This is a genomic window from Vibrio sp. Y20_XG_PY13 (assembly GCF_024181925.1).
Lineage (GTDB): Bacteria > Pseudomonadota > Gammaproteobacteria > Enterobacterales > Vibrionaceae > Vibrio > Vibrio parahaemolyticus.
In genome coordinates this window covers 664,538-683,769 of the sequence record NZ_JAMZAL010000002.1, presented here as the reverse complement: position 1 = coordinate 683,769, position 19,232 = coordinate 664,538, and the positions used below count along the sequence as shown (strand labels likewise).

Sequence of the window (19,232 nt, the reverse complement as noted above, 5' to 3'; positions counted from 1 at the left end):
TGGATTTAGCGGTTTTTGCCCTTGCATTATGAAGGCCGATACTGAATAATCCCCAACATCATTTGAGGCAAGCCCTCAAAAAAGAATTATGGGGCTCTGGTCCTCTCGCAACAATAGCTCGTGAACTCGGTCAGGTCCGGAAGGAAGCAGCCGCAGCGTGTGACTTGTGTGCCGGGATGTGGCTGGGGTCCCACCCTTTAAAAGCCCCGCTTATATAGCGGGGCTTTTTCGTTTTTAACATCTCTTTTTGCCTTGAGCACTTTACTTTATAATCACGCTTGTTTTAATTCGCCAAGTATTCACTTTCCTCCTGAGATATTGTCATGATTTCAAAAAACCAACTAAAACTGCTTCGTGCTTTGGGCCAAAAGAAACAGCGTAAAGCGCATGGTTTGTTTCTTGTTCAAGGTGAAAAGAACGTATTAGAGTTGGCGAGCAGCTCATTGGTTGTGAAGCAAATTTTTGCTACGGCAGACTTTTTGGAAAGTCACCGCCAAGAGCTAAGTGGTTTTGAGTGCGTTGAAGCGTCGCTTGATGATCTAACCAAAGCAAGTACGCTTGTGAGCAACAACGCAGCCATTGCTGTGGTAGAGATTCCAAACGTAAAAGAACCACAGGCAAAGGGCTTGATGATTGCTCTGGATGGTGTTTCAGACCCAGGTAACCTAGGTACGATTATCCGTGTAGCTGACTGGTATGGCATTAAGCACATTATTGCGAGCACTGACTGTGCAGACCCGTATAACCCAAAAACCATCAGCGCGACAATGGGCAGTTTTGGGCGTGTGCAAGTGAGTTTGGTTGATTTGCCAAGCTACTTAGCTGAAGCAAACTTGCCAGTGTATGGTGCTTTCCTTGAAGGTGAGAGCGTGCATAAAACTGAGTTTTCAGCAGAAGGTATTTTGTTGATGGGCAGCGAGTCACATGGTGTGCGAGAAGAAGCGTCCAAGTTCGTGACAGATAAGATCACGATTCCTGCTTTCGGTGGCGCAGAATCTTTAAACGTGGCAATGGCGACGGGCATCATTTTAGACAACATGCGTCGTCAGCACAGCTAATCGTATCAACAAATTTTAGATACAAAAAAAGCGTAACGGCCCAGGCGATGTCAAGCTGAGGTTCATTACGCTTTTTTCGTTTTGAATGCGGTTATTTTTCTAACATATCCAACTTGTTTGGCACGCCATTCCATTTTTCCGCTTCATCCATCGCTGGTTTCACTTCAGTTTGTACCGGCCAGATTTCTGCGAGTTCGGCGTTGAGCTCTTTGTAGATGATTTGATCTTCAGGCAGCTCGTCTTCTTGGAAGATTGCCGCTGCGGCACACTCGTCAACACACAAGCCACAGTCGATACATTCTATTGGGTTGATTACCATGAAGTTTGGACCTTCGTGGAAGGCGTCAGCCGGGCACACCGCGACACAGTCGGTGTATTTACATTGGATACAGTTATCGGTTACGACAAACGCCATGATAATCAGCTCTTAAGTTAGTCAAAATCAAAGAAGGGGGATAATACTCATCCCAAGGCAAAATTCAACATTCACCAAGTTAAATCCGTCGTCCAACCTTGATTTAGTATGACAGACAATTCAATTTCTCGTAAAATGCGCGCCATTGTGAGCTGGGGGCCGTTAGGTTTTTTGGCTAAGACACCTACTATAACGAGACATCGATATGATTCGTATTAATGAAATTAAGCTTCCTCTTGATCATGAGGAAGGCGCGCTATTAGACGCGATCACTAAAAAACTTGGCATTCCTGCTGAGAAAGTTATCTCTTTTAACGTCTTTAGACGCGGCTACGATGCTCGTAAGAAAACCAATATTCATCTTATTTACACGCTAGACATCATCGTTGAAGGCGATGAAACCGCGTTGCTAGCGAAGTTCGCAAACGATCCTCACGTTCGCCAAACGCCAGACATGGAATACAAGTTTGTTGCGAAAGCACCTGAGAACCTAACAGAGCGCCCAATCGTCATCGGTTTTGGTCCATGTGGTCTATTTGCTGGTTTGGTGTTGGCTCAAATGGGTTTCAACCCAATCATTGTTGAACGTGGGAAAGAAGTTCGTGAACGTACTAAAGATACTTTCGGTTTCTGGCGTAAACGCACGCTAAACCCAGAATCAAACGTACAGTTTGGTGAGGGCGGTGCGGGTACGTTCTCTGACGGTAAGCTGTACAGCCAAGTGAAAGATCCAAACTTCTACGGTCGCAAAGTGATCACTGAATTTGTAGAGGCTGGCGCACCAGAAGAAATTCTATACGTAAGTAAACCGCACATCGGTACTTTCAAGCTGGTAACGATGATCGAGAAAATGCGTGCGACTATCATCGAGCTAGGTGGTGAAATTCGCTTTAGTACTCGTGTTGATGATCTTCATATGGAAGACGGTCAAATCACTGGCGTGACATTGTCAAACGGTGAAGAGATCAAATCTCGTCACGTGGTATTGGCTGTTGGTCACAGTGCGCGTGATACATTTGAAATGTTGCACGAGCGCGGTGTGTACATGGAGGCGAAACCATTCTCGGTTGGCTTCCGTATCGAGCACAAGCAATCGATGATCGACGAAGCGCGTTTTGGTCCAAATGCGGGTCACCCAATTCTTGGTGCTGCGGATTATAAACTGGTTCACCATTGTAAAAATGGTCGTACCGTGTACAGTTTCTGTATGTGTCCAGGCGGCACTGTTGTTGCGGCGACATCTGAAGAAGGTCGCGTAGTGACGAACGGCATGAGCCAATACTCTCGTGCAGAGCGTAACGCAAACAGTGCGATTGTTGTGGGTATCTCTCCTGAGGTGGATTACCCGGGTGATCCTCTAGCAGGTATCCGTTTCCAACGTGAACTTGAATCTAACGCTTACAAACTAGGCGGCGAAAACTACGATGCGCCAGCACAGAAAATCGGTGACTTCCTGAAAGGTCGCGATCCAAGTCAACTTGGTGATGTTGAGCCATCATTCACGCCGGGCATTAAGCTCACAGACTTATCGAAAGCGCTGCCTCCATTTGCGGTAGAAGCGATTCGTGAAGCCATTCCAGCTTTCGATCGTAAGATCAAAGGTTTTGCATCTGAAGATGGCCTACTGACTGGCGTTGAGACTCGTACCTCTTCACCAGTTTGCATTAAGCGCGGTAAAGATTTCCAAAGTGTAAACTTAAAAGGCTTCTACCCTGCGGGTGAAGGTGCAGGTTACGCTGGTGGTATTCTTTCTGCTGGTATCGATGGTATTAAAGTCGCAGAGGCGGTTGCGCGTGACATCGTTGCAGCAATGGAAAATGCATAATTAAATCACTTTTTGATTTGATGAAAGCCAGTCAGTTTTGCTGACTGGCTTTTTTGTATGTGCTGCATAGCTAATTAGGATTAGTGAGCATTTTCTGCGCGATATTTGAGACGTTTCCTCGTCATGTCTCAGGCTTTTGTTGGTGTTTGCTTCTGCAGATAACTTTTTCTTATTGGGATAAATATGCAACAAGATTTAGCTTGAGAGCAGTAGAGAAATGAATTTTGATAGAGATCAATAGACTACGCCTATGAACAAAATTGCTAATTTCCATTTAGTAAAATCAAGAAAGTAGACGACACTTATCTTAAGGCCGCAATAAAATGCCGCTAAGGAGATAAGAATGCATTCATTAAAAGTAAAAGATTACATGACGTTGCAAGCGGTGACTTTCACTAAAGACATGTCACTTACAGCCGCTTTGAACAAAGTGATGCAGAGCGTGACGCTTGGTGGTCCAGTCATTGATGAAAACGAAAAAGTAGTGGGGTTCTTATCTGAACAAGATTTGTTAGATAAGTTGGTGAAAGCCAGCTACCACTGCCAAGATACACATACTGTGCAAGAGTGTATGCATGAAGATGTGTTGTCCGTCTCGCCAGAAATGTCGGTCATTGAATTGGCGGATATGATGAAAGTCGGTAAGCCAAAAATGTACCCAGTAGTTGACGACCGAGGAAAGCTTGTTGGCATCATCACTCGCCGTGATGTTCTGCGCGCTATTGGGATGACGTTAAACGAATGCTTTAAACATCCAGTTTGATGACGATATCGACATGACTACTTCGAAAGGCGCCGCGGCGTCTTTCTTTTCTCGGAAGAGGCTGAGGTTGAGCGAAGTGGTTATTTTTCTCTTTTAACAAAATTCGTCTTGACCTTGGAGCTAGCTCCAAGGTTTATCCTTAGTGGTAGATGAACAGTCTCAGCCAATAAGGAAAATAAACTATGTGTACAAAACATCAAGGTTGCCAGTCAGGCAAAATCAAAACTGCGGTGCCACTCAGCGCCCATGACTCTTGCTGCGCGCCAACTAAACCGACGCTAAATATTGCTCAAGCGGGTGTTGATACTGTTGAAAGCTCTTGCTGTAGTGGAGGCAGTTGCAGTTCGGACACCGCCGATGAAGAAGGCCCCGCGGAACAGCGAGAATTCTCGATTCGTAGCAGTTGGATCGTGTCCGATATGGACTGCCCGTCTTGCGCGCAAAAGCTTGAAAAAGCCATCATGTCATTGCAAGGCGTTACGAATGCTAAAGTCCTTTTTGCTACAGAAAAGTTAGTTGTCGATTTTGATGACCATTCTCTAAGTTCGATCATTGAACAAACAGCGCGCCAAACTGGTTTCCCGCTTTCTGCGCTGGATAAACCAAAGCAAAAGAAAGAGAACAAAGGCTGGTTCGGTTTTGTTCAAGACAATCTACAGATTTTATCGATCGCAGGTGCTATGGCATTTGCGGGCCTAGTCGCAAGCATCAACCCTCAGCTTAGTAGCTGGATTTTTACTTTAACCTGTTTGCTGGGTTTGTATCCTATTGCCCGTAAGGCAGTCAAACTGGCTCGTGGTGGCACACCATTTGCCATTGAAACACTGATGAGTGTGGCTGCATTAGGTGCGTTGTACTTAGGTGAAACCGCAGAAGCCGCGATGGTGTTATTGCTCTTCCTTATTGGTGAAAAGCTAGAAGCATACGCATCATCACGAGCTCGAAGTGGCGTTCAGGCCTTAATGGATTTGGTACCAGAAAACACCACGCTGATCATTGATGGTGTACGCAAAGAAGTACCAGCGTCTCAACTTCAACCTGGGGACGTCATTGAAGTGGCACCTGGCGGTCGTTTGCCAGCTGATGGTGTATTGATGACGACGTTAGCCAGCTTTGATGAAAGTGCATTGACCGGTGAATCGGTTCCTGTTGAGCATGAAGAGGGCGGGAAAATCATGGCGGGGGCTGTGGTAGTCGATAAAGTAGTGCAGGTGCAAGTGACCTCCCGCCAAGGTGAAAATGCCATTGACCGCATCCTTCATTTGATTGAAGAAGCTGAATCGCGCAAAGCGCCGTTAGAACGATTCCTCGATAAATTCAGTCGCTGGTACACACCACTTATGATGTTGGTGTCTCTTGCCGTCATCGTTACGCCACCATTACTGTTCGCTCAACCTTGGGAAACATGGGTGTACCGTGGTTTAGCATTGCTCTTAATCGCTTGTCCTTGTGCCTTGGTTATTTCAACGCCTGCTGCGATTACGTCGGGTCTGGCTGCAGCGGCACGCCGTGGTGCATTGATCAAAGGTGGGGCAGCGCTTGAGTTGCTTGGCAAAGTGGAGTCGGTCGCGTTTGATAAAACAGGCACGTTGACACAAGGTAAGCCGCAAGTAACAGACGTGGTGAGTTATGATGTAACAGAAGAAACGCTACTGAGTTTAACGGCTTCTATCGAGATGGGGTCAAGTCATCCTTTAGCGGTTTCATTAGTGAAGCGGGCCGAAGAACAAGGCGTTTCGATTCCTGAGGCAAGTGATAAAACTGCTCAAGTCGGCTCTGGCGTAACAGGTTTGGTGAACGGTAAATTAGTGCAAGTTATTGCGCCATCAAAAGCGGACTTCCCTGTTTCTTCGAAAGTTGAACAACGTGTTATTGAACTGGAAGAACAAGGCAAAACCGTGGTGATCGTTCGTCACGATTACGAAGTTATTGGCGTGATCGCGTGGCAAGATACTCTTCGTCAAGATGCACAACAGGCAATCGCCACGTTGAAAATGTTGGGCGTGAGTTCTGTGATGTTGACTGGGGACAACCCACGCAGTGCGGAAGCGATAGCCCATCAAATTGGTTTGGATTACAAAGCAAGCTTGTTGCCTGCCGATAAAGTGCGTTATGTGGAACAACTTTCTACTGAGCACACGGTTGCAATGGTTGGTGATGGTATTAACGACGCACCTGCGATGAAAGCGTCTAGCATTGGTATCGCGATGGGCGGAGGTACTGACGTCGCATTAGAAACTGCTGATGCGGCACTAACGCACAACCGCTTGGTTGAATTGCCAGCAATGATTGAATTATCACGTGCGACGCTGAACAACATTCGTCAAAACGTGGCGTTGGCGCTTGGCTTAAAAGGTGTGTTCTTAGTCACCAGTTTATTGGGTATCACTGGGCTTTGGGTTGCGGTATTGGCAGACAGTGGGGCGACTGCGTTAGTGACACTCAATGCTCTAAGACTTCTGCGTTTTGAATCTAAACAAGTGCAATAACGCTATTCTCAAAGTTGCTCTATATTTAACCCGAGGCGTTTCTCGTCTCGGGTTTTTATGTTTCTGTGGGCACTATAAGTTTTGTAAATACAATCTGAGCCATTGGACTTGCTGTTATGCAACGAAATGATAAATTTGCCCGAATAATGTGATCAAAACCGTTTTAATTTGAAATTGTAGATTTATTACATTTTATCAATGTGATTGTGATCACTCTATGTTGGTGCAAGGTTCGCTACAGTGCTCCTGTACCCAACAACTTACTAATGAGCTTATTGTTTACAAAATAAGCCACAATAAGGAGCGACATATGTCTCAAGCTGTATTCCATTTAGGTGTTACTGAAGCTGATCTTAATGGTGCAACTCTAGCCATCATTCCAGGTGATCCAGCGCGTGTTCAAAAAATCGCAGAACAAATGGAAAACCCTGTATTCCTAGCAAGTCACCGCGAATACACGCTTTACCGCGCAGAACTAGACGGTAAGCCAGTTGTGGTTTGTTCAACAGGTATCGGTGGTCCATCTACCTCTATCGCTGTAGAAGAGCTAGCACAGCTTGGTGTTCGCACATTCCTACGTGTAGGCACAACTGGTGCAATTCAACCACACGTAAACGTAGGCGATATGATCGTGACAACAGGCTCTGTTCGTCTAGATGGTGCAAGCCTACACTTCGCTCCAATGGAATTCCCAGCAGTTGCAGACTTTGATGTTGCGACAGCGATGAAAGCAGCAGTTGAAGAATCTGGTGCAACAGTTCATATGGGTGTGACTGCTTCAAGTGACACTTTCTACCCAGGTCAAGAGCGTTACGACACATTCACAGGTCGTGTTGTGAAGCGTTTCCAAGGCTCTATGAAAGAGTGGCAAGACATGGGCGTGCTGAACTTCGAAATGGAATCAGCAACGCTACTTACCATGTGTGCAAGCTCTGGCCTGAAAGCAGGTTGTGTGGCGGGTGTAATCATCAACCGTACACAAAAAGAGATTCCAGATCATTCAACACTGAAAGAAACGGAAGCTCGCTCAATTAAAGTTGTAGTAGAAGCAGCACGTAAAATGCTTTAAGCGCTCACTTTAGTTGGCATTTAAACAAACAGAAAAACCCAGAGGCTTGCCTCTGGGTTTTTCTATGCGCCTTGTTCAAGGTGCGATTTTCTAGATTCTGAAACGCAAAGTGATTGAAGCTAGGATAGGCACTAAAAACAGGCATTAAAAAGCAGCTCCAGTGAGCTGCTTTCGTGGTTTTAGAGGGCGACTAAATTTCGTCAGAACCGCCAGCGGCTTCAAACCATTTCGCAAGATGCGTTTTGAGATCTTTCAGCTCTTCAGGGCCGATAAGCGCAAGGCCAAGATCCTCTGCACGAGTAATGTCATTGTGACGAAGAGGGCGGAAGCTCACCAGCATAGCGCGTGCTTGTAGACCGCCTAGCAGGTCACGCAAAGATTCCAGTTTGTACAGTGTATCGTCACCATCATCGCGCATGCCTTTCGTTTTACACTCAATGATGTGCAGCTTGTTATTTACAACCGTTGCTACGTCTAGCTCGTTACGTACTTCACTTTCACCCAGCTTACGATATACCTGAACATTCAAAGAGCGGTCTTGAATCGTGGGCATGGTGTCTTGGATTTGCTTCACAGTGCTGTGAACCAGAGTCTCCAACCATTCGCCGTTAGAGAATCGACGTGCGTCTTCGTTCGCGAAGGTCAAAATGCCATTTTCGTAAGTCGCGATCTGTGCTTCGACAAGATCCGACAGCAGCATGTTGAGTTCACGGTAGCCTTGTTGCTTCTCAGACAGCTCCACATCCAGCTTCTGCTCCTTACGGCAGGTTGTCGCAAGGTAGTTGAGTGTCGCCAAGCCTGGGCCCAATTCAAGCGCATTTGACGCCCAGCGTTCGCCAAGCTCATACAGTTTTTGATCAAGAAGAGGAGGAAGGTCTACGTGGTGGAACTCGCCGCGCGCACCGAAAATGGTTAGGTAGTCGGAGATAGTAATGTGGTCTTCAACTTGCGTATCTTCTTTGCCATCTGGGTAAAGCCAGCAAAGTTTGTCACTGTTTGGTTCAACCACGAAGATAGGCCAGCGATAAGTACGGAAAACCTCGTAAACCGACAACAATCGATGACGAAGGCCACAGCTTGCGTTCAGTTTGACGTCTTCTCCACGGTCGTGAAGATCTTTCGCGAGCTTTTGAATCGATTGTTTAATCAGGGTTGTATTGACAGCAGACGGAATTTCAAAAAACTCAGAAGTAATCTCTCGCTGCTCTAACACGCTACTCAGTCGGTCAAACATATCTACCTGTGTTTTGTCACCAATGAATACGATATGTGTGCTTAAAGTGCGATTATCCAATAGAGGAGTGACCAATCTCACTGGGTCTTGGTCGATAATACCAACATGAACAGCCATAGATTTTCCTTTTTGTGTGGCCGCTCGAAAAGAGAAGTGCAAGGGATGAGCAGGCCATATTACCCATATGTAGACAAGGCCGAGAAAAAACAAGGGCGACTTCATAAAAAGTCGCCCTTATACAGCTGGTTGCATCAACTATTGCATAAAAATTTACAATTTAAAGCGATGGACTAATTCATTTTGCTGATGAGCAAGCTGAGTGAGAGATTCACTCGTATGAGTGATACTCGACATCGCGTGGTAACTTTCATCCGCAATATTGTTGATGTCTTCAATGTTGCGCGCAATATCTGCTGAGGTTTCGCTTTGCTCTGCTGCCGCTTGAGAAATGTGCGTACTCATTTGGCTGATTTCGATAATGAGTGCTTGGATCTCTTCCATTGAACTGTTCGCTTTCGAGGCTTGCTCAACCGACATTTCCATATCACTCATGCAGCTTTGAATCACTTGGTTGGCTGACTGAGAGCTCGATTGCAGATTGCTGATCATCGATTCGATTTCTGTGGTGGATTGTGTGGTTTTTGATGCCAGCACACGCACCTCATCGGCTACCACGGCAAATCCGCGTCCTTGCTCTCCTGCACGTGCTGCTTCAATCGCGGCATTGAGAGCCAACAAGTTGGTTTGCTCAGCAATGTTGCGGATGACATCCAAAATTGAGCCAATTTGACCACTCATCTTTTGCAGTTCAGAAACGGCAGACACAGACTCGTGAAGGCGCGTTTCTAGCTGATTGATAGTCGAAATGTTACTACTCATGACATTTCGGCCTTCTTCGGATGCAGACTCAACACGTTGAACCATTTCCAAAGAGCCTTGAGCGCTTTGCGCAACTTCTTGAACCGAGTGAGACATCTCGGTCATAGCCGTTGCCACGTTGGCGGTCTGCTCACGTTGTGCATTCAGCTTAGATTGCGCTTGAGAAGACGTTCGTTCGTTCGTTGTCGCGGTCGAGGCTAAGTTTTCTGATGCTTCATTTAGCTTCACTAGAATGTCGTGCAAGCTGTCCGCTAACGTGTTGATATGGCCACTAACGCGGCTGAACTCGTTGTTAAAGCGAATATCAATACGTTGCGTCATATCGCCTTTAGTTAGGCTCTCTAGCGCACTGAGAATACGTGTTAATGGCTCACGCACACTTTGCGCGATGTGATAGCCGATAGCCGCCGCAAACAAAACCACAACTACACCAATCACAATCGCTTTCGTCACGCCAGCAGAGTAAATGTCACCGGCATCATCAAGAGATTCGTTTAGTTTGTCTGTTGCTGTCGTTGTGAATTGCTCAAGGATAGCCATCGTAGAATCGACTTTGTTAGCTAAGTTCGCAATGTTGTCGTACAGAGCTGCGCGAGCGTTGAGGTAGTTGTTGTGTTGGTCTAGCACACCACCACGCATACCTACGTCACGGGTAAATTGTTCTACGGATTCGCCAAAAGCTTTTTCTAACTCAGGAAGCTGAGTGACCAACCCACGGAATGCGTAGTTCAAGTGCGTTACTGCTTTACGGTTTTTCGTTACCGCTTGCGTAACAAACTCAGGATTGGAGCTGGCCAGCGCATCGGAAGTGATCACTTCGGCATCTTTGAGTTTGATGAAGTAGCTTTTCGCCATAACCTTCACTGAAATACTCGATTGGTCTGCAACGTATTCTTTCAAGCCAACAGAAAGTTCAGTGTTGAGTTTTTGAAAGCGGCGCGATGACTTCTGCACTTCTTCTTGTGCTGAAAACATTGCTTCATAGTTGTCCATTGCTTCGAGCGCTTCGGTAAAGTAGCTTTGCTCTAGCGTCTTCAGTTGAGAAAAAGGTTCGGCAAGAGAAGGGTAGATCTGGCTTGCTGATTCGAGCTGCGCCAAAGTGGATTCAAAACGTTGTTGAGATCTCGCAAACTCCTGACGCATTTCTTCCATGCGCTGTTTATTCTCAGTGGTTAGAAAATCTTTAAAAGACTTGTCGGCAGAAAGCAGTTCCACACTGGTTTGGTTAGATAACGATACAAGGGGCAACGATGATTTAGAGACGGTTTCAAATTTACCGTGAATATCGTGCATTCCCCCCATCATAATAGCAATTGTGACAGCAAACAGGATGATGATCAGCGCAAAGCCCGCATACATCCTTTTAATAACTGAACCTCGCATAAGTGAGCTTCCTCTCCCAAAAATAGACAACATAAATAAGAATTGTCTTAAAAAAGTAACAAAATTCATTGGATTGTATTGAGTTCGTGACGCACGTTTTATGACGCATACGACAAAAAAAGCTTCGTTTATTAGCATTAGATTGATAATGTTAAGTGAACACTGTTTTTTATTGAGCTCAGCTTTGGGTTGGAGCATACTAAATGGGTTACACACCTTTATAAAATGGAGTCCCCATGGCGGAAGAAACTATCTTTAGTAAAATTATTCGTAAGGAAATCCCAGCAGACATTCTTTACCAAGATGATTTAGTGACCGCGTTTCGCGATATTAACCCTCGCGCGCCAAGCCACATTCTTATCATCCCGAACAAGTTGATTCCGACAACGAACGATGTGGAAGCAGAAGACGAAGCAATGATGGGACGCCTATTCACTGTGGCGAAGAAGCTTGCGAAAGAAGAAGGCATTGCTGAAGACGGTTACCGTTTGATCCTTAATTGCAACCCTCATGGTGGCCAAGAGGTTTACCATATCCATATGCACCTACTAGGCGGTCGTCCTTTAGGTCCAATGGTATTGAGCTAAGCTAATTTGAAAAGGGTGGTGCCTATGCCACCCTATTTATATTCTTTTCTGAGCACACATTTGCGGAGATAAATGTGAAATTAGGTGTGAAGCTGTTTGGACTGATTAGCTGGGTCTTGATGGCGTCTGGCTGCGCTAATTTGTCTGCGGGCAATTTGTTTAGCCACTACAGCGACCAGAATCAAGAAGTTTATCAGGCAGTTGTTGCTGGCAATTATGCCAACGCTGAGCAACTCCAATCGAGCGACGTCGGTGGCGAGATCCTTGGCAATTTCGAAAAGGGTCGTATTTCATTCCTTGCGAAAGATTATCCAACCAGCCTCAAAGCTCTCGAAGAGAGCGACCGCGCGGTACGTGTTCAACAAGACCGAGCAACCATTTCTGTTTCTGAAACAGCGACGAGCGTAGGTTCACTCGCTGTAAACGACAATCTTAACGAATACCAACCTGCAGACTACGAACTCGGCTTTTTGCATTTATACCTTGGTCTGAACTATCTACAAAAAAATGATTTAGAAGGCGCACTCGTCGAAGTTCGTCGTGCCAACCAAGTTCAGGAAGCGGCGAGAAAAGCGCGTGAAAAAGAGCTGAAGTCGGCAGAAAAAGATCTAAAAAACCAAGGTATGTCAGCCAACTTAGGCAGCGTGCTCGCGAGTTATCCAGACGCAGGGAAAAAACTCAGTGCGGTGCAAAACGGCTATCTCTTCTATCTTTCTGGTTTGTTGTACGAAGCGTCACGCGATCTAAACAGCGCTTATGTGGATTACCGTCGCGCTTTGGCTGTGATGCCAGATAACAAACAAGTTATTGAAAGCACGATGTACGCCGCGAAAAAGCTCGGTATGCGTGAAGATTTACGTCTGCTTGAAAAACGCTATGGCAAGGCACCGACAGGGTTAAATAAGTCACAAGGACGCGTCATTGTGATTGACGAGCAAGGTGTGGTTGAGGCTTTGCAAGGTTGGCGTATTGATTTACCTATTTTTGACAGTCGCGGCAATGGCGCAATCTACTCATTGGCACTACCTTATTATCCGAAACGTGGGGCACCACGCTTTAGTGATGTGGCTTTGAATGGAACAAAACTGCCTTCTAGTACGTTGGCTGACGTTAATGCCATGGCTCAGAATGATTTGAATGAACGCTTAACGACAATAGTGATTCGCCAAGCCATTCGCGTTTGGGCGAAAGACCGAATCAGAAAAGAAGCAGCGAAAAAAGGCGATGACGTGGGCAATATTCTTTTCAACGTTTGGAATACGTTAACAGAACAACCAGATACTCGAAGCTGGCAAACGCTGCCAGCGCAAGTGAAGACGGCCTCACAAATTGTGAAGCCGGGTACACAGCAGCTAAATTTAGGCGATCAAGTCTATCAATTTGACGTACCAGCGCAGCAAACCACACTGGTGTGGGTTTCTCGTCAGGGAGCGCATTCGACGGTATGGCATAAACAATTAGGGAGATTGTAATGAGAGCATGGCTTATTGGCTTAGCAGTCATTATCGGTTTGGCAGGTTGTGCGGACAACACTGCTGGGATCCGAGTTGATGGCCAAACACAAAACGTATTTTTTAACGATAACGTATTGGGCAGCCGACTGTTGGTTGACAACATCACCACGACTTACGTCGATGATCGACCACGTGGTGTGGTGCAGTTAAGCAGTAACTACAAAGGTGACCAGCATATTCTTTATCGCTTCTACTGGTACGACAACAATGGTTTGGAAGTGAACACCAAACCGGGGCCTTGGCGCAAAATGATCGTGCGTGGATTTGAATCTGTGACGCTTTCGGAAGTCACGGTCAATCCAAATGGCACACATTTCCGTGTTCAAATTAGAGAAGCACAAGACGATTAATCTTAACGGCTTTGCCGTAGCTGCCGCGCCAACATGCGCTGGTATTGATATAACTAAGGAACTCTCATGAAAAAAAGTATTATTGCTCTTTTAGGTCTAGCCGTTATTTTGGGTGGTTGTTCTAACAAAGTCTCTTACGGTGATTCACAAGCGACTGAAACCACAACCATCGATTTCGGTTCGACGGACCTACAAAAAATTGCTGGCGAGATGGTAGACAGCATGATGATGTCAGGTTCAGTAGCAGCAATTACTCGTGACCAACGTCCAATCGTGTTTGTTGAGCGAATCAAGAACAAAACCAGTGAGCACATCGACACTGAATCGATCACTGATACCATCTCAACTAAAATGCTGAACTCAGGCAAATTCCGCTTTGTTGATATGGACCGCGTAGAATCGGTTCGTGAACAACTTAACTTCCAAAATACGGACGAGCTTGTTAACCAAAGTACAGCAATTCAGTTTGGTAAAATGGTCGGTGCGCAATACATGCTTTACGGTAACCTTTCTAGCATCGTGAAAAATGCAGGTAGCTATAAAGATGTATACTACAAAATGACAATGCGTTTGATGGATTTGGAAACAGGCCTAATCGAATGGGCTGATGAAACAGAAATCCGCAAAGAGCAATCCAAGAGCCTATTTGGCCTTTAATTGACCATAATGGAGAAGTCATCAATGGCGTGGTTTTCTTGGCAACAAGCAAAACAGTTAGATCCGAGCTTAAATGCGTTAGATGGCTTCTTTTCAGAACCACCGGTGAAGGTGCAAACCGTCACCGGCGGGCTCACCAACCGCTGTTGGCGGTTGGAATCTTCTCAAGGCCTTGCTTATGTCTGGCGACCGACCAGCAACGTATGCAAGGCTTTTTCTATCTCTCGTCATAACGAGTATCAAGTTCTTCATGCGATCGAGCCGCTAAATCTCGGGCCAAAGCCGATCTTCGTTCATGAGCAAGGGTTATTAGTGGAGTGGATCGATGGGATCACGCTGACAAAAGATGGTATCGAGTTGGAAGAACTCTTACCCATCGCGGCGACCATTCATCAATACCATTCGAGCTCCATACCTGTTGTGCCATTTTCTTACATCTCACGAATTGATCATTATTGGTTGGAGTTAGAAGGAAAGTACGTCGGTTCGGAATTTGAAACCCTATACAAACACTGGCGTTCTGAACCTAGTGTTGAACAAATTCCGTTAGCGCTGTGTCACTTTGATTTGGGGTGTTACAACCTAGTTAGGGGAGATCAGGGCGTGAAAGTCATTGATTGGGAGTACGCAAGCCTTGCAGACCCAAGATTGGATTTAACGCTCATTTTGCAAATTACCGATTCGCCAATAGAAGAGTCGGTTGAACGCTATTGCCAGATTCGAAATATTGAAAATACCTCAGTTTGGCTTGAAGGAGTAAAAGCGTGGCAACCCCGCACTTTAGTGATGGCAATGCTTTGGTACTTGCTTGCTTATAAATTATGGGGAGATGAACAATACTTAAACAGTGCGCAAGAGTTTAAAGACTTATTGTGTTTAGAAGATCACTGTTTTGAGAACTCGTGACGTTTTCCCCTTTATCAGTAAGGAAATAGTGGTAGTTTTAAAAAAAGTACCAGATTTTACAGGGAGAGGTACACATGATTATTTACTTGCACGGCTTTGATAGTACAAGCCCAGGTAACCACGAAAAAGTTCTTCAACTACAGTTCATCGATGACGATGTCCGTTTCATTAATTACAGCACGCTTCATCCTAAACATGACATGCAGCACCTGCTAAAAGAAGTGTCGAAGGTTATCGATCAGTCTGATGATCCTAATCCACTTATCTGTGGGGTTGGCCTTGGTGGGTATTGGTCTGAGCGTATTGGTTTCTTGTGTGGTATTAAGCAAGTGATGTTCAATCCGAACTTACATCCAGAAAACACCATGGCTGGTCGCATCGATCGCCCAGAAGAATACGAAGATATTGCAACGAAGTGTGTAGATCAGTTCCGAGCTAAAAACCAAGGGCGCTGTTTAGTGATTTTGTCGAAAGAAGATGAAATTCATGACAATACAAAAACGGCTTCTGAGTTAGAAAAGCACTACGACATCATCTGGGATGAATCGCAGTCACATAAGTTCAAGAAAATCTCTCAGCATCTTCAAGCGATGAAAGAGTTCAAAAATACCTAGTACGCAAAACTCATTGTTTACGATTTAAACAGCACTGCTTGCAGTGCTGTTTTTCTATCTGTCCCATTTCGCTTTTTGCTGGATTATTCCAGCTCACATTTTCAGCCGTTTAAAGGCAAGAATATTGTGTTCTTTCTATGGTTTTCTTACTGATGAACTATGTGGCACGAATACCTTGTTGTAGAGTAGTCGAAAAGTAGTCAATCCGCATCCAGAGTAAGGATTTTGGTTGCCTTCAAAGGATGGCTCTATATAATGAACCAGACTAAAATAATTTGATAAATATCAAAAAAAATTGAGAGCGAGTGAGAAACTTGCCCACTTTTGTCTGGAATCGTATGTTTCAGGCGATGTTAATGATGCCCAATGAACAAACAGTAATAACAACGAAAAACATAGGCATCCGTTTTAATCCAAACAAGCTGAGACACCTCTAAGAACCAAGAATTCATCGGTTGGATGTTTTACCGCAGATTTGCTGTGAGTGAGACATCGGGCTGAACCCCATATATTCATTTTTGTAGAGGAAAATCATTGTGACACGCATTATCGTTGTAGGCGGCGGTGCTGGTGGCCTTGAGTTGGCGACTAAGCTTGGCCGTACTCTTGGTCGTAAGAACCGTGCGCAAATTACGCTAGTAGACCGTAAAGCGAGCCACTTGTGGAAACCACTGTTGCATGAAGTTGCAACGGGTTCTTTGGATGAAGGTGTTGACGCTTTGAGCTACCGTGCTCATGCGAAAAACCATAGCTTCGATTTCCAAATGGGTAGCCTTCAAGACATCGACCGTGAACGTAAAGTGATCATTTTAAGTGAGCTGAAAGACGAGCACGGTGAACTTCTTATGCCAAGCCGCGAGCTTGAATACGATCTTCTAGTGATGGCGATTGGTTCAACATCGAACGATTTCAACACTCCAGGCGTTCGCGAAAACTGTATTTTCCTAGATAGCCCAGAACAAGCGCACCGTTTCCGTACAGAAATGAACAATGAGTTCCTAAAGCTGCATGCGAAAAACGGTAACGGTACAGTGGATATCGCGATCGTTGGTGCTGGCGCAACGGGCGTTGAGCTATCGGCTGAGCTGCACAATGCCGTGAAAGAACTTCGCACTTACGGATTTGGTGATCTAGATTCAAGCAAGCTGAATGTTAATCTGATTGAAGCGGGCGAGCGCATTCTTCCTGCATTGCCACCACGTATTTCGTCTGCGGCGCATCAAGAGCTTGTTAAGCTGGGTGTAAACGTTCGTACAGCAACGATGGTGACTAAGGCGGAGAAAGACGGCCTAACTACCAAAGATGGCGAAAAGATTCCTGCGCAAATCATGGTTTGGGCTGCGGGTATCAAAGCTCCTGATTTCATCAAAGACATTGCAGGTCTAGAAACAAACCGTATTAACCAATTGGTTGTGAAAGGAACACTGCAAACAACGCGTGATGACGATATTTTTGTTATCGGCGACTTGGCACAATGCACACAACCAGACGGCTCATTTGTGCCACCTCGTGCGCAAGCTGCGCACCAAATGGCTAGCCAAGCGTTCAGCAACATTGTGGCGAAGCTAAATGGTCGTGAGTTGAAAAACTATGTGTACAAAGACCATGGTTCTTTAGTATCTCTAAGCCGTTTCTCTACAGTAGGTAGCTTGATGGGTAACTTAACCAAAGGTTCGATGATGGTTGAAGGCCGTATTGCACGTGTTGTTTATATCTCACTATACCGCATGCACTTGATGGCACTTCACGGCGTGTTCAAAACAGGCTTGATGATGCTGGTTGGCCGCATTAACCGTGTATTGCGTCCAAACCTTAAGCTTCACTAATATCGGCGATTCAGCCAGTTTAAGTGTTGAAACTATAGAATAGAAAAAGCCACCGCAAGTCGGTGGCTTTTTGTTTCTGTATTGTTCCGTACCAAATAAGACTGACACCTTCTAATGCTTACCGCTGTCTTACAGCAAATCTGTTGGCAGAAGTGAATACACGACGCCATCTTTTGGTTTGCCATGGAAAATAAATCGATTTCTGGCGATGGCTTCTTTTTTTGCTCCAACGGATTCGCTCAACGCTTGGCTGGCGTTGTTATCAGGATCACAAACGATTTCAATACGAGTTAAGCTCAGTTTCGCAAAACAAAATTCTGCCAACGCTTTAATCGCCTCTTGAGCGTAGCCTTGTCTTTGGTAACGGTCTGCTACCCAATAACCAATACTCGCCATATTAAACGTATGGTAAAGCTCATTCACGGCTGCCATTCCCAGCAAGGTATTGCTATCTCTATCATAAATACCGAAACCAAATGCTTCCGTTTTGACCCAATTTAAACGTGTTGCTAGTAGAAAGTCTTGGGCATCTTTTAGCGAGACTTCTGCGTCACACCAATCAAGCCAAGTATGCAAAGATGGGGATTGGGAGAGCAATCGTTGTAGCGAGTGAGCGTCATCTGCTGGGATAAGACGAAGGGCTAGGCGAGGGGTGATGATTTCAAAATCTGGGCTCATGAATAAATACGACTTCCATTGCTGATTTTAGAGATACCGACCTTTCGTTCCTTAGGTCATTGTAGTTGCTGGCTTGGGTTTACTTCGCTCAAAGGCTAAGGCTTCAAACCGAGTGACTACTGGCATGGTTGTGATTAAATGAGTTTAGGTGATATGAAGTGGCAGATAAAACAAAGCGCAGCGATTGCTGCGCTTTGTAGAACTGTCGAAGTTTAGTTAACTCGACGCACTTGGATGATCATTCCCATTAGAGGGTTGTCTAAGTAGTGCGTTTCGCTGCTTTTCATGCGGCGTTTTTGATCCAATCGGTAGCTCTTTAAGAAGGTTTCTTCAGTCACCGTTGGTGAGATTTCTGCGAGGTTACCCACTTGAACGTTGCCGTCAACATCACCGAGTTCATCATTCAACTGGTCAGTTGATTTAGACTCAAAGCGAACTTCACGAACGCTTGGTTCACGCAAATCCAGCGTGGTTTCTGCAAACAAGTAATGCTGCACGTAAATTTGGAATTTGCCATCTAACTCATACAGTGGGCCGTTGATGGTTTCTTCGTTATAGCCATCGCTAGAGTAGCTGTTATTGCCATTAATCGGGCTACCATCTGCATTGTAAGAGCCAGAGAAATCACGACCACCTACAATTCGAAAGATTGGCGCGCTTGCTTTACCTCGATCACCTTGACGCCATGCTACGTGTTTTAGCACTTTAAATCCGGCATGATTGTTCAGCGCCGCTTCTTGTGCGTTTAAGCGGAAAGAAGAGCGAGGTAACAGAGTTACGCCTTTAGAGCGGCGGTAGGCTTCGCTGTCCAAACTGCCGACATTTTCCATGTCGATTTTAGGCAGTTGGTTTGGCCAAGATTCAGTAGTGCTTTCAGCGTCGACTGCTCGCTTGAAAATAATTACTTCAATATCAAATTGACGCGCAGCCCAAGAAGGCATTGAGACACATAGAAGCAATAACGGGATCAATATTCTCATTCGAC

At 45.5% G+C, this 19,232-nt stretch carries 17 protein-coding genes and 1 other RNA gene; 13 read left to right on the top strand and 5 right to left on the bottom strand.

Annotated features, from left to right (window positions below; translation table 11 throughout):
* Positions 1 to 94 precede the first annotated feature (94 nt).
* Both ffs and NL646_RS08160 read left to right on the top strand, forming a co-directional pair.
* An RNA gene (gene ffs / locus NL646_RS08165) (signal recognition particle sRNA small type) lies at positions 95 to 191 on the top strand.
* 132 nt (positions 192 to 323) lie between these two features.
* Complete coding sequence (locus NL646_RS08160) at positions 324 to 1,058, top strand: RNA methyltransferase (protein WP_005461159.1); 735 nt, start codon at positions 324 to 326, stop codon at positions 1,056 to 1,058.
* Between the two features lie 91 nt (positions 1,059 to 1,149).
* Here the strand turns inward: NL646_RS08160 and fdxA are convergent, their stop codons facing one another.
* Positions 1,150 to 1,473 carry a ferredoxin FdxA gene (gene fdxA / locus NL646_RS08155; protein ID WP_005495940.1) on the bottom strand — a complete coding sequence of 108 codons (324 nt, stop codon included), beginning with the start codon at positions 1,471 to 1,473 and terminating at the stop codon, positions 1,150 to 1,152.
* Between the two features lie 205 nt (positions 1,474 to 1,678).
* On the opposite strand from fdxA, the gene NL646_RS08150 reads away from it, so the two are divergent.
* From NL646_RS08150 to udp, 4 genes are all read left to right on the top strand, one after another.
* Positions 1,679 to 3,298, top strand: a complete 1,620-nt coding sequence (locus NL646_RS08150) for an NAD(P)/FAD-dependent oxidoreductase (protein ID WP_005461132.1) — start codon at positions 1,679 to 1,681, stop codon at positions 3,296 to 3,298.
* Positions 3,299 to 3,641: 343 nt separating this feature from the next.
* Entirely contained in the window at positions 3,642 to 4,061 is a 420-nt protein-coding gene (locus NL646_RS08145; RefSeq protein WP_005461138.1) for a CBS domain-containing protein, read from the top strand.
* A 182-nt stretch (positions 4,062 to 4,243) separates the two neighbouring features.
* A complete protein-coding gene (locus tag NL646_RS08140; RefSeq protein ID WP_253664071.1) occupies positions 4,244 to 6,550 on the top strand; it encodes a zinc/cadmium/mercury/lead-transporting ATPase in 2,307 nt (768 codons plus the stop codon).
* A gap of 310 nt (positions 6,551 to 6,860) precedes the next feature.
* Positions 6,861 to 7,619 (top strand): uridine phosphorylase, encoded by a 759-nt coding sequence (gene udp / locus NL646_RS08135; protein WP_005461152.1) that lies wholly within the window; start codon positions 6,861 to 6,863, stop codon positions 7,617 to 7,619.
* A gap of 190 nt (positions 7,620 to 7,809) precedes the next feature.
* On the opposite strand, the gene NL646_RS08130 is transcribed toward udp, so the two are convergent.
* Together NL646_RS08130 and NL646_RS08125 are read right to left on the bottom strand one after the other, a co-directional pair.
* Positions 7,810 to 8,970, bottom strand: coding sequence for a DUF1887 family protein (locus NL646_RS08130; RefSeq protein ID WP_005461150.1), 1,161 nt, complete (start codon positions 8,968 to 8,970; stop codon positions 7,810 to 7,812).
* Between the two features lie 153 nt (positions 8,971 to 9,123).
* Complete coding sequence (locus tag NL646_RS08125) at positions 9,124 to 11,115, bottom strand: methyl-accepting chemotaxis protein (protein WP_253664070.1); 1,992 nt, start codon at positions 11,113 to 11,115, stop codon at positions 9,124 to 9,126.
* Between the two features lie 236 nt (positions 11,116 to 11,351).
* On the opposite strand from NL646_RS08125, the gene hinT reads away from it, so the two are divergent.
* From hinT to NL646_RS08090, 7 genes are all read left to right on the top strand, one after another.
* A complete protein-coding gene (gene hinT / locus NL646_RS08120; protein ID WP_005461572.1) occupies positions 11,352 to 11,702 on the top strand; it encodes a purine nucleoside phosphoramidase in 351 nt (116 codons plus the stop codon).
* A gap of 74 nt (positions 11,703 to 11,776) precedes the next feature.
* The gene (locus NL646_RS08115) at positions 11,777 to 13,174 is read left to right on the top strand and encodes a COG3014 family protein (protein ID WP_005495934.1); all 1,398 of its coding nucleotides are present in this window, start codon (positions 11,777 to 11,779) and stop codon (positions 13,172 to 13,174) included.
* Positions 13,174 to 13,566 (top strand): YcfL family protein, encoded by a 393-nt coding sequence (locus NL646_RS08110; protein WP_005456243.1) that lies wholly within the window; start codon positions 13,174 to 13,176, stop codon positions 13,564 to 13,566. The genes NL646_RS08115 and NL646_RS08110 overlap by 1 nt, the downstream gene beginning before the upstream one ends.
* Before the next feature lie 66 nt (positions 13,567 to 13,632).
* Positions 13,633 to 14,223 carry a penicillin-binding protein activator LpoB gene (gene lpoB / locus NL646_RS08105; RefSeq protein WP_253664069.1) on the top strand — a complete coding sequence of 197 codons (591 nt, stop codon included), beginning with the start codon at positions 13,633 to 13,635 and terminating at the stop codon, positions 14,221 to 14,223.
* Positions 14,224 to 14,247: 24 nt separating this feature from the next.
* Complete coding sequence (gene thiK, locus NL646_RS08100) at positions 14,248 to 15,129, top strand: thiamine kinase (protein WP_021449349.1); 882 nt, start codon at positions 14,248 to 14,250, stop codon at positions 15,127 to 15,129.
* Between the two features lie 74 nt (positions 15,130 to 15,203).
* Positions 15,204 to 15,743: an alpha/beta hydrolase YcfP gene (ycfP, locus tag NL646_RS08095; RefSeq protein WP_005456278.1), complete on the top strand. Its 540-nt coding sequence runs from the start codon at positions 15,204 to 15,206 to the stop codon at positions 15,741 to 15,743.
* Positions 15,744 to 16,279: 536 nt separating this feature from the next.
* Positions 16,280 to 17,569 (top strand): NAD(P)/FAD-dependent oxidoreductase, encoded by a 1,290-nt coding sequence (locus tag NL646_RS08090; protein ID WP_005456272.1) that lies wholly within the window; start codon positions 16,280 to 16,282, stop codon positions 17,567 to 17,569.
* A 129-nt stretch (positions 17,570 to 17,698) separates the two neighbouring features.
* On the opposite strand, the gene NL646_RS08085 is transcribed toward NL646_RS08090, so the two are convergent.
* Both NL646_RS08085 and NL646_RS08080 read right to left on the bottom strand, forming a co-directional pair.
* On the bottom strand, positions 17,699 to 18,247 hold the full coding sequence (locus NL646_RS08085) for a GNAT family N-acetyltransferase (protein ID WP_253664068.1): 549 nt from the start codon (positions 18,245 to 18,247) through the stop codon (positions 17,699 to 17,701).
* Between the two features lie 212 nt (positions 18,248 to 18,459).
* Complete coding sequence (locus tag NL646_RS08080) at positions 18,460 to 19,227, bottom strand: peptidoglycan binding protein CsiV (RefSeq protein ID WP_021449347.1); 768 nt, start codon at positions 19,225 to 19,227, stop codon at positions 18,460 to 18,462.
* Between the last annotated feature and the right edge of the window lie 5 nt (positions 19,228 to 19,232).